We start from the raw sequence: 16585 nt of genomic DNA, 5'->3' as shown, positions 1-16585 counted from the left end.
GGCCGGTCCGCGTCCCCGCGGCTGGTGCCCGCCGCGGGGACGGCACCTCGCGAGGTCTCCTCCGCACAGGTCAGGGCGCCACCAGCTCCACCTCGTACCCCGCCGTGTTCTCCAGGTACGCCGCACGGTGCCCGCCGCCTCCGGTGCCCGCGGAGCCGCCCGGGAGGAACGGTCGCCAGCCGTGCTCGGGGGCCCGGCGGACGAGCGCGTCCAGGGTCTCGCGGTCCTGGACGTGGAACGCCAGGTGGTTGAGGCCGGGGCGCATCCTGTCGTGCGTGTCACCGGTCAGGTCGGGTGACTGCTCGACCACCACGTAACTGTCACCGCGCCGCCAACTGCGGCCCCGTGCCCAGCGCTGGTACGGGACGTGGCCCAGCTCTCCCAGCAGCCAGCCCCAGTCCGACTCGGCCTGCGCCAGGTCGGGCACCCACAGCTCGATGTGATGGACCCCGCCGGCGGGGGCGGCCGTCGCGGGCAGCGGGACGGCCCGCCGGGCCCCCTCCGGTGAGAACGCGACGGGGTCGCCGTCCTCGTGCCAGTGGATGAGGAAGCGCTCCCCGGTGCGGTAACCGTCGAGTCCCGCCCGGCAGTACGCGACCATGTCGTCCGGCAGCGCGTCCAGCGGGAACCAGGCGAGCTCGGAGCACTTCTCCGGCTCGGCGTTGCGGGGCGGGCGCTCGGGGTCGTACCGCGCCTCGAAGAACCAGCCCATCCGCGGATTCCCGCCCGGGCCCTTGTGCTGCATGACCAGCGCCGTCCGGAGTTCGTCCGGGTCCAGGACGACCCCGATCTCCTCCGCAGTCTCCCGGATCACCGCCTCCCGGACGTCCTCGCCGTCCTCGGCGTGGCCGGAGGGGGCGTGCAGCAGCCCGTCGGCGTATCCCGTGCCGGACCGCCGGGCGAGCAGGACGTCCGGGCCCCTGCGCAGGATGAGGTGGACGTCGACGACCTCGCGGTGCCGGCGGGGCGGTTCCAGGCGGGCGACCAGGGCGTACCGCTCGTCGTCGACCTCCTTGCCCCAGAGCCGGGCGTCGCCCGCGAGGGGCTCGTGGTGGACGCTCTCGGTGTGACGGCGGAGCAGGGTGGTGAGCCGGTCGGCGGAGAGGCCCACGCCGCCCCACACCCCTTCGATGAGCACCAGCCGCCCGCCCGGCCGCAGCAGCGAGAACCAGTGCCGCAGGACCGCGTCGGGATCGGGCATCAGCCAGACCACGTGGCGGGCGAGGATCACGTCGAAGCGCCGGTTGCCGACCGGGGGAAGGCCCGCGTCCCCGAGCAGGACCTCGCTGCCGGTGCCGGCCAGCTTCGTCCGTGCCTGTTCCACCATGCGCACCGAGCGGTCCACGGCCGTCACCCGGTGGCCCTGTCCCGCGACGAGGAGGGCGAGACTGCCCGTGCCGCATCCGAGGTCGAGGACCTCGCAGCGCGTGGCGGGCAGCCAGGTCTCCATCCGCTGTGCCCAGGCACTGCGGACCACCGGGTCCAGGAGCCCGTGGTCGGGCTCCTCGTCGAAGGAGTCGGCGGCGGCGTCCCAGTCGATCGTGGTCATGGGAACCATCTTGTCAGCCGCCACCGACAGCCCGTCACACCCGATGTCCGCACCGCGGCTTCCTCACCAGGGGCCCCACCAGGATCGATGGGACGCCGGGGGCGGGGCGGGGGCGACGGCCGGCCCGTCACCCGGCGGTGATAGCTGCGGTGTTCACGTACCGCTCGGCCACCGGCCACCCACCGCGCGCGAGCACGACATCAACTCCCGTCAGTTTGTTTCAGGTTGACGCAGACCGACCGAGGAGGCCCCGTGGCCGCACCATCCGTGTCCCGCAGGCAGATGTTCGGATTCGGCGGCGCGGCAGCCGCCGCGCTGATGCTCGGGACGGGGGCGTGGGAGGCACAGTCCGCGTTCGCCGCGCCCCCGCTGAAGGGTGACCCGTTCACCCTGGGGGTCGCCTCGGGCGACCCGACGTCGGACGGCTTCGTGCTGTGGACACGTCTGGCTCCCGACCCCTTCGCCCAGGACGGCCTCGGCGGCATGCCCGCGGCACCGGTCCGCGTCCAGTACGAGGTGGCGCTCGACGAGCTGTTCCGCCGGGTCGTACGCAGGGGCAGCGTCGTGGCGAGCCCCGCGCTGGCCCACTCCGTCCACCCCGAGGTGCACGGGCTCGCCCCCGACCGCACCTACTGGTTCCGTTTCAGGGCCGGATCCTCGATCTCTCCCGTGGGGCGCACGCGCACCACTCCCGACCCCTCCGGCTCACCGCGCGAGCTGAAGTTCGCCTTCGCGTCCTGCCAGGCCTGGCAGGACGGCTACTTCACGGCCTACCACCACATGGCGCAGGAGGACCTCGACCTGGTGGTGCACCTCGGCGACTACCTCTACGAGTACGGGGTCGGCACGAACAAGCGCGGTGTGGTCACCGACCCGAGGTTCCACACGGAGACGCTCGACCTCGCCCGCTACCGGCTCCAGTACGGCCTCTACAAGTCCGAGGCCCCCCTGCGCGAGGCACACGCCGCCTTCCCGTGGATCATGACGTTCGACGACCACGAGGTGGAGAACAACTGGGCGGACGAGACCTCGGAGAACGACGAGGACCCCGCGACGTTCCTGCTGCGCCGCGCCGCCGCGTTCCAGGCACTGTACGAGCACGCGCCGCTGCGCCGCGCACAGCTGCCGAAGGGTCCCGACGTGCAGATGTACCGGCGGCTCCGCTACGGCCGGCTCGCGGACTTCACGATGCTGGACACCCGGCAGTACCGGGACGACCAGGCGTGCGGCGACGGCTCGTCGGCCGACTGCGCGGAGCGCTTCGACAAGCACCGCACCCTGCTCGGCCCCCGCCAGCGGGCCTGGGTCCTCGCGGGCTTCGGCCGCTCGCCCGCCCGCTGGCAGATCCTCGGCAACCAGGCGCCGATGGGCCAGACCGACCAGGACCCGGGCCCCGGCACGACGGTCTGGACCGACCCGTGGGACGGTTACGTCGCCGAACGCAACCGGCTCCTGGCTCAGGCGGACAACCGGGGCGTGCGCAACCTGGTCGTCATCACGGGCGACCGGCACCAGAACTACGCGTGGGACCTCAAGCGCGACTACTCCGACCCGGAGTCGCGGACCGTGGGGTCGGAGTTCGTGGGGACGTCGATCACCAGCGGTGGCGACGGCGCCGACATGACAGCCCAGGGCCGGACGTTCCTGGCGGCGAATCCGCACATGAAGTTCTTCAACAACCAGCGCGGCTACGTCCGTGTGACCGTGGAGCCCGACCGCTGGACGAGCGACTACCGGGTCCTGCCCTTCGTGACGAAGCCGGACGCGCCGATCAGCACACGCGCGAGCGTCGTGGTGGAGGACGGCACACCGGGGGTCCAGATCTGACCCCTCCTCACCGTGGCACGGGTACCCCGGAGACGGGGTGCCCGTGCCCGCTGCGGGGAGGTGCCTGAACCCTCCCCTAACCGCCCCTTAAGCCCGCCATAACGATGCCCACCTGCGGCTTTCCGCGCCCGAATCCGCCCTCGGCGGCGGCTAGTTTGCTGATCACCCAGCCGTGCCCGCCGAAGGAGAACCACCACCATGGCCGCCCTCATCACCGCCCGCCGCAAGGCCGCCGGAGCCGTCGTCGCCCTCGGCGTCGCTCCGCTCGCGCTGACCGCGCTCGCCGCCACTCCGGCCGCCGCCCACGGTTCGCTGACCGATCCGGTCAGCCGGGTCTCGGCCTGTTTCGCGGAGGGGCCGGAGAACCCCCGGTCGGCGGCGTGCCGGGCCGCGGTGGCGGCGGGCGGCACCCAGGCGCTGTACGACTGGAACGGTGTGAACATCGCGAACGCGGCGGGCAACCACCGCGGGCCGATCCCGGACGGCAGGCTCTGCAGCGCGGGCAACGACAAGTTCAAGGGGCTCGACCTGCCGCGCGCCGACTGGCCGTCCACGCCGATGGAGGCGGGCAGGCACACCTTCCGCTTCCGGGCCACCGCCCCGCACAAGGGCTCGTTCGAGCTGTACCTGACCAAGCCGGGCTACGACCCGTCGCAGCCCCTGAAGTGGTCGGACCTCCGGGAGAAGCCGTTCGCCACGGTCACCGACCCGGCCCTGACCGACGGGTCGTACGTCTTCGACGGCACCGTGCCGCAGGCGTCCGGGCGGCAGTTGGTCTACACGGTCTGGCAGCGCTCGGACTCCCCCGAGGCCTTCTACGCCTGTTCCGACGTGGTCTTCGGAGGCGGAAGCGGCGGTTCGGGCGGCGCGGCCGGGACCGCCCCGGCGCCGGCCGCTTCCGCTCCCTCCGAGACGGACATCGACGAGGGCGCGGACAAGTCGTCGGTCGAGCACGGCGGCCACGGCGACGACGACGCGGCGACCGGCGCGGAGGTCACGCAAGCCGCTCCGGCAGCCGGAACCGCCGGATCCGGCGGCACCGCGGAGGCCGGCGCGAACGCCCCGGAGCCCGACAGCGCCGCCGCTCCCGCCGGGGGCGACGTCCTCGCCGAGACGGGCGGCAGCGCCGCCACCTCGTACCTGACGGTCGGCGGAGCGGCGGCGCTGGCCCTCGGGGCGAGCGCCCTGTTCGTCTCCGTGCGCCGGCGGGCCGCCGGTGGAGCCCACCGGCGCTGACGGCGCGCCGGACGGCTGCCGGACCCCGGTGCGGGGTCCGGCAGCACGTCTCAGCCGATGACCGAGGCGCAGGTCGTCGGTGTGGCGTGCGCGGGGTCGAGGGCGTTCTCGACCTCGTGGAAGGCGATGCGGTCGATGGTGCCGATCGCGACGTGCTCCGAGAGGTCGACCGGGCACAGGTCCTGGAGCAGGACGTTGCGTACGTTCGGACCGCTCAGGTACTGCGTGCGGTACGGCGTGACGACCTCGTCGTACCGGGTCGCGATGACGGTGTAGCGGACTCCGGGCACGGTGTCACCGCCCGCGTTGAGCTTGGTGAGGAAGGCGGATCCGGCGATCTGGTCGGCGAGTCCGGGGGTGTTCGTGGTGAGGAGGTCCTCGACGCCGGGGAAGTACGGCAGCAGCCGCGTGAGGCCGAGGAGCGTGGTGCCGTGGTTGTCGGGGGCGATCCCGACGAGGGCGTTCACCTTTGCGGCGCCGCCGAGGAACTTCAGGTAGTAGTTGGGCATCATGCCGCCCTGGGAGTGGCCGACGAGGTCCGCCTTCGAGGCGCCGGTGGCACCGAGGACCTTGTCGACGAACACGTCCAGCTGACCGGCCGACTTCTCGATCGGGCCGAGACCGTTGAAGAACGGGACGCCGGGGAGCTGTCCGTAGTCGAGGGAGAAGACGCAGTAGCCCCGGTTGACGAGGTACGGCGCCAGGACGAGCCAGTTGTCGACCGAGTTCCCGAAGGTTCCGTGGACGAGGACGACGGGGCGGGGGTGGGCGGCGGAGGGCTTGCAGGAGTAGTCGTTCCACCCGCGGGAGGGTGCGGCGGTCCCCGTGGTGGCCGCACCGGCGGTCGCCGTGGGGGCGGCGACGAACGCGGTGAGGGCGAGGATCAGGGCGGTGATCGTGCGACGGGCGCGGGGGGAGCGCCGGGGGCGGGTCCAGGGCAGCATCGGGTGGTCTCCTTGCGGCTCAAGGGAGGTGCGATGTCGGTGCGCCCTGCGGCCCGGACCACAGTGAACTGCCAGTTCTGCGTGCTCATGCCAAATTACGCATGAGTAAGGTTGCGGGGGAAGTTACGCGTCGGTAAAAAATCGCGGACGCCGGACGGCGCGGGATTCAGGCCGCGAGCCGCCCGGGCTTCACCGCCTGCGGGCCGAACCTGGCGCGCAGCCGGTCGGACACCGCCTCGATCCGCCGCGCCCGTTCGTCCACCGGGTCGAAGGTGAGCTGGCGGGAGGCGCGTTCGGCGTCGTGCAGCCCCTCCGCCCGCAGCCCGATGCCCCGCACCCGCGCCCTCTGCAGGGCGAAGGAGTCCTGGATGCGGTACGCGAGCGAGGTGAGCGCCGCCGAGTGCGCGGTGGGCTCCGCGAGCGTGCGGCTGCGGGTGAGCGTCGCGTACCCGCTCCGGTCGGCGTAGCGCACCGAGACCGCGAGCGAGCGGCACACCTGCCCGTCGCCCCGCAGCCTGGCACCCAGTTCCTCGGTGAGCGAGAGGAGCGCGCGCCGGTGCTGCTCCGGGTCCAGTTCGTCGCGGGGGAAGGTGCGTTCGGCGGCGACGGACCGGGCCGCGGCGTTGGGCACGACCCGCGTACGGTCGATGCCGTTGGCCCGCTCCCACAGTTCGCGCCCGGCCCGCACCCCGGTGATCCGCTGGAGGGTGGCGAGCGGCGCCGCGGCGGTCCGGCCGATGGAGTCGAGGCCGTATCCGCACAGGGTGCGCGCGGTCGCCGCCCCGACACCGTCCAGGGCGGCCACGGGCAGGGACGCGAGGAAGCCGGCGGCCTCACCGGGCGGCACCACGAGGGTCGTCCCGGCCGGCGCCCGGCGCGCGGCCATCCGCGCCAGCATGGGGTTGACGGCCGCCCCGATCGCGCAGTCCACCCCGTGCAGGGCGAGGGCGCGCACCCGGATCACCGAGGCCAGGCCCGCCGCGTCCTGTCCGAAGTAGCGGAGCGCCCCGCCGACGTCGGCGAGCGCCGCGCGGGGCGGAGCCGCCTCGACGACCGGGGTGAACGCCCCGAGGAGGGCGAGCAGCCCTTCGTAGTCAGCGCTGTCCGGCGGTCCTCCGCCGATCCGGCGGAACCGCAGGTACAGGACGGCCGGTTCGTCGCTCATCCCGCGCTCCCGGGGCTCCGGTGCCACAGCTTCCTTCCGGTGGGCGTCCCTTCACCGGCCGGCCGGAGGTCGGCCCAGGGGTTCATCTCGTAGCCGGTGGACATCTGGATGCGGCGGCCGGGTTCCGCGGCCTCCTCCTCGCCCTCGTCGGCGCCGGGCACCTCCGCGAGCCGTGCGGCGACCGCGTCGAGGCCGCCGGTGCGGCGCAGTTCGGCCAGCTCCGCCAGGTTCCAGGCCGCCGACCCGACCACGCTCATGCTGCGGGGGCCGCGCCGCTGGACGACCCCGCGCACCAGCAGCAGCCAGGAGTGGAAGACGGTGTGCGCGCAGGCGGCGTGGCTGTCGTCGAAGAAGGCCAGGTCGACCAGGCCCGTACCGTCGTCCAGGGTGGTGAAGATGACCCGGCGGCCGGAGCGGACCGGCGGGGTCTGGGTGGCCGCCTTGGCGCCCGCGACCAGCACGGTCTCCCCGTGCCCGGCCTCCCGCAGCCGCTTGGCGGAGACCGCGCCCAGCTCCTCGAGGAACGCGTGGTGATCACCCATCAGGTGGCGCGAGACGTCCATGCTGAGCACGCCGAGCTCGGCGCTGAGGCGTTCGGCGTCGTTGAGGTCGGACAGCCCGATGCTGCCGGTCCGGTGTCCGCCGCCGAGCGGGAGCTGGGCTCCCGCCGCGCCGGAGCCGGAGCTCCGCTGGGCGCGGTGGAGCTCGGACAGGTGCAGCAGAAGATCCCGCCGGTTGGCACCGAAGGCGTCCAGTGCGCCGACCTGCGCGAGCCGTTCGGCGGCGGGCTTCCCGGGCCTGGCCCGCTGCCAGAAGTCCAGCAGTGAGGCGTAGGGCTGCCCGGCCTCGATCCGGGCGACCTCGGCCTCACTGATGCCGTGGACGTCCGAGAGGGCCAGCCGCAATCCCCATTTATCTCCATTCTCGCCAGACACCAGTTCGATCCGATGAGCGGCTGCGGACCGGTTCACGTCCAGCGGCAGCACGGGGACCCCGCGCCGCCGCGCGTCCGCGAGCAGCAGGCGCTTGGGGTACATCCCCGGATCGTGCGTGAGCAGCCCGGCGTAGAAGGCCGCCGGGTGGTGCGCCTTGAGCCAGGCGGACTGGTACGTCGGCACGGCGAAGGCAACCGCGTGCGCCTTGCAGAAGCCGTAACTGCCGAACGCCTCGATGATCTCCCAGGCGCGGGCGATCACTTCGGCGCCGTACTTCCGCTCCGCCGCGCGCCCCGCGAACCAGACCCTGATCCGGTCCTGCGACCCGGGGTCGGAGAGTCCGCGCCGCACCCGGTCGGCCTCGCCCCGGCCGCAGCCGGTCATGATGTCCACCATCTCGATGATCTGTTCGTGGAAGACGACCACGCCGTAGGTGTCGCGGAGCGCGCCCTCCAGGTCGGGATGCGGGTAGCGCACGGGCGCGCGTCCGTGCCTGGCCTCGATGAACGGCCGCACCATGTCGGCGGCGACCGGGCCCGGCCGGAACAGCGAGATGTCGACCACCAGGTCGTGGAAGGTGGCGGGCTGGAGTCTGCCGACCAGGTCACGCTGGCCGGGCGACTCGATCTGGAAGCAGCCCAGCGTCTCGGCGCTCCTGATCAGCCGGTACGTCTCCGGGTCGCCCTGCGGCACGGCGTCCAGGTCGACCTCCCGCCCCGAGGCCCGCTTGACCTCGGTCACCGCGTGCGCCATCGCCGACTGCATCCGCACGCCGAGCACGTCGAGCTTGAGCAGCCCGAGGTGCTCGACGTCGTCCTTGTCGAACTGCGCCATCGGGAAGCCCTCGCCGCTGGTGGGCATGACGGGCGTACGCCGCAGCAGCGAGTCGTCGGAGAGGAGCACCCCGCACGGGTGCATGGCGATACCGCGCGGCAGCGCGTCCAGGGCCTCGACCAGTTCCCAGAGCCGGCCGTACCTCTCCTTGCGCCCGGCCACCTCCCGCAGTTCGGGCAGTTCCTCCATCGCGGCGCGGGCGTCCCTGGCCCGGATGTGCGGGAACGCCTTGGCGAGCCGGTCGGTCTCGGCCGGGTCCATGGAGAGCGCGGCGCCCACGTCGCGGATGGCGTGGCGCACCCGGTAGGTCTCGGGCATGGACACGGTCGCGACCCGCTCGACGCCGAAGCGGTCGATGATCGCGCGGTAGACGTCGAGGCGCCGGGCCGATTCCACGTCGATGTCGATGTCGGGCAGCACGAAGCGCCGCTTGGACAGGAAGCGCTCCATGAGCAGCCCGTGTTCGAGCGGGTCGGCGTCGGCGATCCCGAGCAGGTGGTTGACCAGGGACCCGGCGCCGGAGCCGCGCGCGGCGACCCGTATCCCCATCCCCTTCACGTCGTCGACCACCTGGGCGACCGTCAGGAAGTAGGAGGCGAAGCCGTGGTGGGCGATGATGTCCAGCTCGTGGTGCATCCGCTCCCAGTGGTCGCGCCGGCGGTCGTAGCCGCGCCGCACCATGCCGGCGGCGGCGCGGGAGGCCAGTACCCGCTGGGCGGTACGCAGCCCGGCCCCGACGAGGTGCGGCTCGGGGAAGTGGACACTGCCAAGGCCCAGGTCGTCCGCCGGACCGACGCGGCAGGCGTCGGCGGTCTCCCGCGTCTCCGCGAGCAGCCGCTCCCCCGCGTCCCGCCCGAGCCCGGCGGCGGTGGCGATCCGCCCGGCGGTCTCCCGCATCGCGCGGGCGTCCTTGAGCCAGCGCTCCCCGCTGTCGAGGGGGGAACGCCGCGGGTCGACGGGGACGAGCCTGCGGGCGGAGTCGAGCACGTCGGCGACCGGGCCCTGCCCGGGGTCGGCGTACCGGACGGCGTTGGTCAGCACGGCCCGCACCCCCTGCTCGGCGGCGAACCCGACGGTACGCGCGGCGAGCCGCAGCGAGCCGGGCCCGGCGCCCTCACGGCCGTGGTGGACGGCTTCGAGGCGCAGGGCGTCGCCGTAGATCTCCCGCCAGGGGGCGAGCAGTGCGGCGGCCCGGTCGGGGCGGCCGGCGGCCAGCGCCGCCCCGACCTCGGAGGCGGGGCCGAGCAGCACGGTGAGCCCGTCGGCGGGCAGCGCGGACCGGGCGAGCAGCGGCTGCCCGGCGCCCGCCTCCGGGGCGTGGGCGGCGGTGACCAGCCGGCACAGCCCGGCCCAGCCGAGTGCGCCGTCCCGGGCGAGGAAGGTGACCCGGGGTGCGGATTCGTCGACAAAGGAACCTCCCCGGGCCGGTGTACGGGGCCGGTGTACGCGGCCCTCGCCCTCCGCCTGCCGTGCCACCGCGAGCTCGACCCCGAAGAGCGGGCGGATCCCGGCCTTCTCACAGGCCCTGGCGAAGCGGACCGTGCCCGCGAGACTGTCGCGGTCGGTCAGCGCGAGGGAGTCCATCCCCCGCTCGGCGGCGCGCTCGGCCAGCCGCTCCGGATGCGACGCCCCGTACCGCAGGGAGAACCCGGAAACGGTGTGCAGATGCGTGAACCCTGGCACCGCACCTCCTGGACCGATCCGTACTCGCCACCCCCTCGCTCTCCACCATAGACCAAGTTTCGAACGTTCGTACGATAACCGAGGGCACGGCCGCTCCTCCTGCAATCGGCCGCTCCCCCGCCATGCGGCCGGCCCCCCGCCGTTCGGCCGCTCCTCCGCCATTCGGCCGGTCCCGCCTGCGCGAACTCCGGACTCGCCGGACGGTGGGGGCATGAATTTCGCTGACGAGGTGAAGAGCGCCGTCACCGCACGGGCCGCGCTGCTGGTCATCGGCGTACTGGGACTGCAGCTGCTGTTCATCGCCTCCTACGTCGGCGCACTGCACCGGCCCGATCCGACGGACGTCCCCTTCGGGGTCGTCGCCCCCCAGCAGGTGTCCGGGCAGCTCGTCACCCGGCTGGACGGCCTGCCGGGCGGCCCGCTGGACCCCCGGGCGGTGTCCGACGCGGCCGAGGCGCGCCGGCAGATCCAGAACCGCGAGATCGACGGCGCCCTGATCGTCAACCCCACCGGGCCGGCCGACACCGTGCTCGTCGCCTCCGGCGGCGGCACCGTGCTGGCCACCTCACTCGACAAGATCATCAGGCAGGCGGAAGCACCCCGGCAGCGCACGGTGAGGACCGTGGACGTGGCACCGGCCTCCCCCGACGACTTCGACGGGCTCTCGTCGTTCTATCTGGTCGTGGGCTGGTGCGTCGGTGGTTACCTCTGCGCCTCCATCCTCGCGATCAGCGCGGGCACCAAGCCCGCCAACCGGCAGCGCGCGGTGATCCGCACCGCGGTCATGGCGCTGTACGCGATCGCGGGCGGGATCGGCGGCGCGGTCATCATCGGCCCGATCCTCGGGGCACTCCCCGGCAGCGTGTGGGCACTGGCCGGGCTGGGCGCCCTGGTCGTCTTCTCGGTCGGCATGATCACACTCGCCCTGGAGGCCCTCACCGGCATCGTCGGCATCGGCCTGGCCGTCCTGATCATCGTCATCGCGGGCAATCCGAGCGCGGGCGGCGCCTTCCCGCTGCCGATGCTCCCGGACTTCTGGCGGTCGATCGGCCCCGCCCTGCCGCCCGGCGCGGGGACCTGGACGGCCCGCTCGATCGCGTACTTCAAGGGCAACGCGGTCACCGGCCCCCTGCTGGTGCTCTCTGCCTGGGCAGTCGGCGGCACGGTGCTCACCCTGCTGCTGTCGATGCGGGGCGGGCGCGACGAGGGGCGGAAGCGGGAAGCCGGGGCCCCCGGCGCCGCGCCTCTCCTCTGATACACGGCCTCCCCCGGGAACGGCCCGGGCCCGGCCTGAGACCGAAGGCCGGCCCAGCATCCCCTCGACGAGATCGGCGGCCCGCGTCGTGACGTTCGCCGGACCCTGCTTCAGATCCCGCGCCGACCGGGACACGGGTGATCACTCGTTTCAGGTCCACGGCGATGAGGACGCACTGGCCCGGTACGCCGCCCCCCGTACCGGCGCGGACAAAAAACTCTGGCCATGGTCATCACGGAGCGCTACGCTGCTCCGCGATGACCACTCACTCTGTGAACAGAATGGGGGACCCGTCCGCGCAAGGTGAGTGCTGATGCTCACCGAAATCGCGAACGGGGACACCCTCCCGTCCTTCTGGCCGCGCGTACGCGAGTTCGCCGTACCGGCCTCCATGATCGAGACTGCGACCGCCCGGCGTCATGCCGGGGACTGGGCAGGAGCCTGTGCCGCGGCCGGCGTGGATGTCGATGTCGCCCCACGGTCCGTGGCACGGACCCACGGCCGTGAACTGGCGGCCCGCCTCAGGGACGACCTGCGCCATCTGGCTCCCGACCTGCTGCGCTGGCACATGCCGAGGATCGCCCCCGACGGACTGCTGCGCCCGGGCCTGACGGTCGCCCTGGCCCGGTACGACGAGGCGGGGCGGGACGGGGTGCGCACAGTGCACCTCGTGGCCCGGACCCCTCCGGCCTGGGCGGATGCCGGCCAGCGGATCAGCCTCGCGTTGTGGGACGGTTCCTGGCGGGCGGAGGCCTCGGCCCGCCGCCATCCGCACCCCCACCCCGACAGGCGGTTCCGGCTCGACCTGCACCGGCACCTGTGGGACGCCCGCAGAACCGGCGAGCTGCGCATACGCTCCGGGGCCGACCGGCCGCCCGCCGCGGACCTGCCGCCGCTGGAACGGGATTCGACGAACACGGCTCCCCGGGCGGGCACTTGGGCCATGGGGCGGTGGGCGGCGGAGGCCGGGATCCTGCTGCGTGCGGAAGGGCGGGTCTCCGGGACCGTGGCCGTGCGGCTCGGCGCGCGGCACCGGCTGCTCCTGGAGCGGGCCGGGGACCAGGACGCGGGGCCGTCCGCCCTGCGGATCACGACGGCATCCGCGAGCCGTGACGTCTCCGCGTTGCCGCTCCTGCCCGATGCGGCGGCCTGGGTGCTGCCCGACCTCGAACTCCTCCGTACCGGTGCGATCGAGGCCGGCCGGCTGCACCCGCTGGTCGCCTCCGCCCTGGCACCGGACCATCCGCGGGCCGTACCGGCGGACGGTCCCGCCGGCCCCGGGCAGCCGCATGTCGTGGACTGCCGCGGAGCCCGGCACAGAATCGGTCAGGTCGACGGGGTGCTGGTCCCGCTGGACCACGGCGCGGACGAGATCCGCCGGGAGGAACTGCTGGTCGCGCTGACCGGTACCCCCCTACCCTGCCTCCAGGTCATCGATGCGGCGCACCGGCGTCCCGAATGCCTCACCGGCGTCCGGGAGCGCCTGGACCACGGCGACATCGCCGGTGCGCTGGCCGTCGTCGAGGGTCTGCTCGGACCAGGGGCGCTGCTGCGCGACGGCCCCCTGCGCGACGAGTTGGAGACGGCGGCGCTGCGACGGATCACCTACGGCCTGTTCCGGGCGGACATGACCGGACCGGGGCCCGGCAGCCACCGCCCCGACCGCAGGTCCGCCCGCACTCGCCCCTCGCGCAGGCGCCGCGCCACCGCCCGCTGACCCCTGCCCCCTGCACACCGGGATACGAACCCGCGCCCGGCTGCGTGCCTTGACCCTCTCGCCCCGTCTCCGCCTTCTTGCTCTTCCCCCTCTCCTTTCCTCTCCTCCCTTCCTCCCTCCCTTCCTGCCTCCGTGGCCTCCAGGGCCCCCTTCGCGAACCCACAGGTGATCAGACATGCCCACGTGCACCCCGTTCCTCACGACTGCGGCCCTCCCCGACAAGCCCCACCCGCCACAGCCCGGCCTCGCCACGGACCAGCTCGAAGTCGCGGGTTCGCTCACGGCGTTGCTCCGCGACACCACCACCGAACCGCGCCCGGACATGCAGTTGGAGGCCCTGGCCCTGTCCGTCGCCGCCGACCTGCCGGTGCTCCTGTGGGGTGAGCCGGGGATCGGCAAGACTGCGGCCCTGACGCAGCTGGCCGAGTCCCTCGGCCTGCCCCTGACCACCGTGATCGCCAGCGTGCACGAGCCGTCCGACTTCTCGGGGCTGCCCGTCATCGGAGACGATCCGGCGGAGCAGGGTGTCCCGATGGCCCCACCGGACTGGGCGGTCCGCCTGGTACGGGCGGGCCGGGGACTGCTCTTCCTGGACGAACTGTCCACCGCACCACCGGCCGTGCAGGCCGCTCTGCTCCGCCTGGTCCTGGAACGCCGCATCGGTGTGCTCCGTCTGCCGCCCGGCGTACGGATCGTGGCCGCCGCGAACCCGCGGTCCTCGGCGGCCGACGGGTGGGAACTGAGCCCGCCGCTGGCCAACCGCTTCGTCCACCTCCAGTGGGTCCACGACCAGGAGGTCGTCATACGCGGCCTCGGGGGCACCTGGCCCCGGGCGACACTGCCGCGGCTCGCCCCCGAGCGGCTGCCCGAAGCGGTGGACCTCGCCCGCCGCGGGGTGTGCGGCCTCCTCGCGGCCAGGCCCGAACTCATCCACAGGCTGCCCTCCAGCGAGACACGCCGGGGCGGTGCGTGGCCGTCTCCGAGGAGTTGGGAGATGGCCCTGCATCTGATCGCCTTCGCAACGGCGGCCGGCTCCTCGCGCGACGTACTCGCGCTGCTGGTCAGGGGCACCGTGGGAGACGGGCCGGGGCTGGAACTGCTGGCGAGCCTGGACCGGATGGACCTGCCGGACCCGGAAGTGCTGCTCGCCGATCCTGCGGCGGCGGTCCTGCCCGACCGGGGAGACCTGCGTCAGGCCGTGCTCGACGGGGTGGTCGCGGCGGTCCGCACCAGACCGGAGAAGTCGCGCTGGGACGCGGCCTGGGCCCTGCTGGTCCGAGCACTGGAGACGGGCGCCCCCGACCTGGTCGTCGTGCCGGCGACCTCGCTCGCCTCGCTGCGCCGGGAGGACTGGGACGTCCCCGCATCGATCGAACGGTTCGCCGGGGTGATCTCCCTGTCCCGGCGGGCGGACGACGCGGCGGCCCGGGTCGCGGCGGTGAAGGCCGGCCGATGAGCGCGAACGCTCCGGGGTCACTGGACCTCGACAAACTCTTCGCCGCCCGGCTGCAGGCGGTCCGGGCCCGCCCCTATCTGGCGACCGCCCTCTTCGCCCTGCACACGGTCGAGTCCCGGAAGGTCCCCACGATGGCGGTCGACCGGCACTGGCGGTGCTACGTCTCCCCGGGCTTCGTGACGCGGACCCCGGTGGAGGAGCTCGCCGGCGTATGGGTGCACGAGGTGTCGCATCTGCTGCGCGACCATCACGGCCGCAGTGACCGGGTCGCGCGGCAACGCGGGCTGACCGGCCCGGGAGAACGGCTGCGGATGAACATCGCCGCGGACTGCGAGATCAACGACGACGTGTTCGGCGAGGGGCTGGCCCGGCCGGAGGGCGCCGTCATGCCGGAGTCCCTGCACCTCGCCCCGGGGGAACTCATGGAGGACTACCTGCGCCAGTTCAGACTCGGCCCCCGTACCCGGGAGTTCACGTGGCTGGACTGCGGCAGCGGGGCGGACGGGCTGGAGCGGGAGTGGGATCTGGGCCCGGACGGTGCGCACGCCCTCAGCGCGCAGGAACAGGACGCGGTCCGCTTCCGGGTGGCCCAGGGCATCACGGGCCGCCCGGGGAACGCGTCGAGGGGCTGGCAGCGATGGGCCGAGGAGGCTTTCCATCCGCCGCAGGCGTGGCGGGACCTGCTGGGCGCGGCGGTCCGTTCGGCCGCCTCCGCGTCCGGTGCGGGCGAGGACTACACGTACGGCCGACCGTCACGGCGCTCGGCCGGGGTGCCGGGCGCCGTCCTCCCGAGCCTCCGGCGCAGGCCGCCGCGGGTCACCGTGGTCATCGACACGTCGGGCTCGGTCAGCGACGCGGAACTGGGCAGCGCGCTCCTGGAGGTCGCCGCGATCTCCCGTGCGGTGGGCGGGCGTCGCGATCTGGTGAGCGTCCTCTCGTGCGACGCCGCCGCCGGCGTCGTGCACCCGCTGTGCCGTGCCGAGGGTATTCCGCTGGTGGGCGGCGGGGGTACGGACCTGCGCGCGGGCTTCGCCAGGGCGCTCCGGTCCCGGCCTCGCCCGGACGTCGTCGTGGTGCTGACGGATGGTCAGACACGCTGGCCGTCGGTGAAACCGGAATGCCGGACGGTGGTGGGTCTTTTCCCCCGGGAACATCACCGCACGTCGTGGGACGAGGACGATCCCGAACACGTCCCGAGGTCACCGCCCGAGTGGGCGCGGACCGTGGTCATCGGGTAGTCCCCCGCGATCACCGGCCGGTCATCCGAAGACAGCAGGATGTTCCCTCGACGCAGGCTATGCACGGCAGGTCCGTGGCGTCATTCTGGAGCGGCCTCGTGGGACCCACGAGGTGCACGGCTGCTCTCGACCCCCTTTCATCCCACGGAGGTTGTTCATGCGTCGCCGCTTCGCCGCCCCCCTCATCGCTGTAGCCCTGTCACTCCCGCTCGCTCTGATCCCCGCCGCGTCCGCCTCGGCCGCCCCGTCGGACAAGCCGCAGGTCCTCAGCTCCTGGACCCAGACGAGCGCCTCCAGCTACAACGCGTGGAACTCCGCCCGCAACAACCAGGGCGCCTGGTCCGCCTACGGCTTCGACTGGTCCACGGACTACTGCAGCACCTCCCCCGACAACCCCTTCGGCTTCCCCTTCCAGACGGCCTGCGCCCGGCACGACTTCGGCTACCGGAACTACAAGGCCGCGGGCACCTTCTCCGCCAACAAGTCGCGCATCGACTCGGCGTTCTACTCGGACCTCAAGAGAGTGTGCGCGGCCTACTCCGGCGCGACGCTGACCTCGTGTAACGCCACGGCCTGGACGTATTACCACGCCGTGGACATCTTCGGAGTCGCACCGGCCAAGGCGACCCCCGCGGGACTGCCCCAGGCCGCCTGACCGACCGCCCGCCGCGACCCGGCACACACGCCGCAGCTCACCGTGTGAACCAGGGGCTCCGAACTCCGGACCCCTGGTTCATGCGAGATCT

11 protein-coding genes are annotated in these 16585 nt (G+C 73.4%); 7 read left to right on the top strand and 4 right to left on the bottom strand.

Translation table 11 applies throughout. The annotated features are described in order from the left end of the window. Window positions 1–70: 70 nt before the first annotated feature. Entirely contained in the window at window positions 71–1549 is a 1479-nt protein-coding gene (locus ACFYY2_RS11205; RefSeq protein ID WP_388740278.1) for a trifunctional class I SAM-dependent methyltransferase/NUDIX hydrolase/VOC family protein, read from the bottom strand. 252 nt (window positions 1550–1801) lie between these two features. Here ACFYY2_RS11205 and ACFYY2_RS11200 point away from each other — a divergent pair, with 252 nt between their 5' ends. Next, window positions 1802–3376, top strand: coding sequence for an alkaline phosphatase D family protein (locus ACFYY2_RS11200; RefSeq protein WP_388740275.1), 1575 nt, complete (start codon window positions 1802–1804; stop codon window positions 3374–3376). 198 nt (window positions 3377–3574) lie between these two features. Continuing rightward, entirely contained in the window at window positions 3575–4612 is a 1038-nt protein-coding gene (locus tag ACFYY2_RS11195; RefSeq protein WP_388740272.1) for a lytic polysaccharide monooxygenase, read from the top strand. A 50-nt stretch (window positions 4613–4662) separates the two neighbouring features. Here the strand turns inward: ACFYY2_RS11195 and ACFYY2_RS11190 are convergent, their stop codons facing one another. The 3 genes from ACFYY2_RS11190 to ACFYY2_RS11180 form a co-directional block, all read right to left on the bottom strand. After that, the gene (locus ACFYY2_RS11190; RefSeq protein ID WP_388740269.1) at window positions 4663–5556 is read right to left on the bottom strand and encodes an esterase/lipase family protein; all 894 of its coding nucleotides are present in this window, start codon (window positions 5554–5556) and stop codon (window positions 4663–4665) included. 166 nt (window positions 5557–5722) lie between these two features. Then, on the bottom strand, window positions 5723–6721 hold the full coding sequence (locus ACFYY2_RS11185; protein ID WP_388740266.1) for a hypothetical protein: 999 nt from the start codon (window positions 6719–6721) through the stop codon (window positions 5723–5725). Then, window positions 6718–10173, bottom strand: coding sequence for a DNA polymerase III subunit alpha (locus ACFYY2_RS11180; RefSeq protein ID WP_388740262.1), 3456 nt, complete (start codon window positions 10171–10173; stop codon window positions 6718–6720). The genes ACFYY2_RS11185 and ACFYY2_RS11180 overlap by 4 nt, the downstream gene beginning before the upstream one ends. A 211-nt stretch (window positions 10174–10384) precedes the next feature. Here ACFYY2_RS11180 and ACFYY2_RS11175 point away from each other — a divergent pair, with 211 nt between their 5' ends. The 5 genes from ACFYY2_RS11175 (at window position 10385) to ACFYY2_RS11155 (ending at window position 16494) form a co-directional block, all read left to right on the top strand. Next, on the top strand, window positions 10385–11428 hold the full coding sequence (locus ACFYY2_RS11175) for a DUF3533 domain-containing protein (RefSeq protein ID WP_388740259.1): 1044 nt from the start codon (window positions 10385–10387) through the stop codon (window positions 11426–11428). A 313-nt stretch (window positions 11429–11741) separates the two neighbouring features. After that, entirely contained in the window at window positions 11742–13145 is a 1404-nt protein-coding gene (locus tag ACFYY2_RS11170; RefSeq protein WP_388740256.1) for a hypothetical protein, read from the top strand. A gap of 175 nt (window positions 13146–13320) precedes the next feature. Continuing rightward, window positions 13321–14601 (top strand): AAA family ATPase, encoded by a 1281-nt coding sequence (locus ACFYY2_RS11165; RefSeq protein WP_388740254.1) that lies wholly within the window; start codon window positions 13321–13323, stop codon window positions 14599–14601. Then, window positions 14598–15839, top strand: a complete 1242-nt coding sequence (locus tag ACFYY2_RS11160; RefSeq protein WP_388740251.1) for a VWA-like domain-containing protein — start codon at window positions 14598–14600, stop codon at window positions 15837–15839. The genes ACFYY2_RS11165 and ACFYY2_RS11160 overlap by 4 nt, the downstream gene beginning before the upstream one ends. Before the next feature lie 157 nt (window positions 15840–15996). Then, window positions 15997–16494: a phospholipase gene (locus tag ACFYY2_RS11155; protein WP_388740248.1), complete on the top strand. Its 498-nt coding sequence runs from the start codon at window positions 15997–15999 to the stop codon at window positions 16492–16494. Window positions 16495–16585: the final 91 nt, after the last annotated feature.

Source organism: Streptomyces sp. NPDC001822 (assembly GCF_042892135.1).
Taxonomy (GTDB): Bacteria; Actinomycetota; Actinomycetes; order Streptomycetales; family Streptomycetaceae; genus Streptomyces.
The sequence above is the reverse complement of the archived record's forward strand: the minus strand, read 5'-3'. Positions and strand labels throughout refer to the sequence as shown.

Bases quoted from the DNA above. Each gene is read 5' to 3' on its own strand.
- ACFYY2_RS11205 (WP_388740278.1), bottom strand. From the start codon at position 1,549: ATGACCACGATCGACTGGGACGCCGCCGCCGACTCCTTCGACGAGGAG.
- ACFYY2_RS11195 (WP_388740272.1), top strand. From the start codon at position 3,575: ATGGCCGCCCTCATCACCGCCCGCCGCAAGGCCGCCGGAGCCGTCGTC.
- ACFYY2_RS11190 (WP_388740269.1), bottom strand. From the start codon at position 5,556: ATGCTGCCCTGGACCCGCCCCCGGCGCTCCCCCCGCGCCCGTCGCACG.
- ACFYY2_RS11185 (WP_388740266.1), bottom strand. From the start codon at position 6,721: ATGAGCGACGAACCGGCCGTCCTGTACCTGCGGTTCCGCCGGATCGGC.
- ACFYY2_RS11175 (WP_388740259.1), top strand. From the start codon at position 10,385: ATGAATTTCGCTGACGAGGTGAAGAGCGCCGTCACCGCACGGGCCGCG.
- ACFYY2_RS11170 (WP_388740256.1), top strand. From the start codon at position 11,742: ATGCTCACCGAAATCGCGAACGGGGACACCCTCCCGTCCTTCTGGCCG.
- ACFYY2_RS11165 (WP_388740254.1), top strand. From the start codon at position 13,321: ATGCCCACGTGCACCCCGTTCCTCACGACTGCGGCCCTCCCCGACAAG.
- ACFYY2_RS11160 (WP_388740251.1), top strand. From the start codon at position 14,598: ATGAGCGCGAACGCTCCGGGGTCACTGGACCTCGACAAACTCTTCGCC.
- ACFYY2_RS11155 (WP_388740248.1), top strand. From the start codon at position 15,997: ATGCGTCGCCGCTTCGCCGCCCCCCTCATCGCTGTAGCCCTGTCACTC.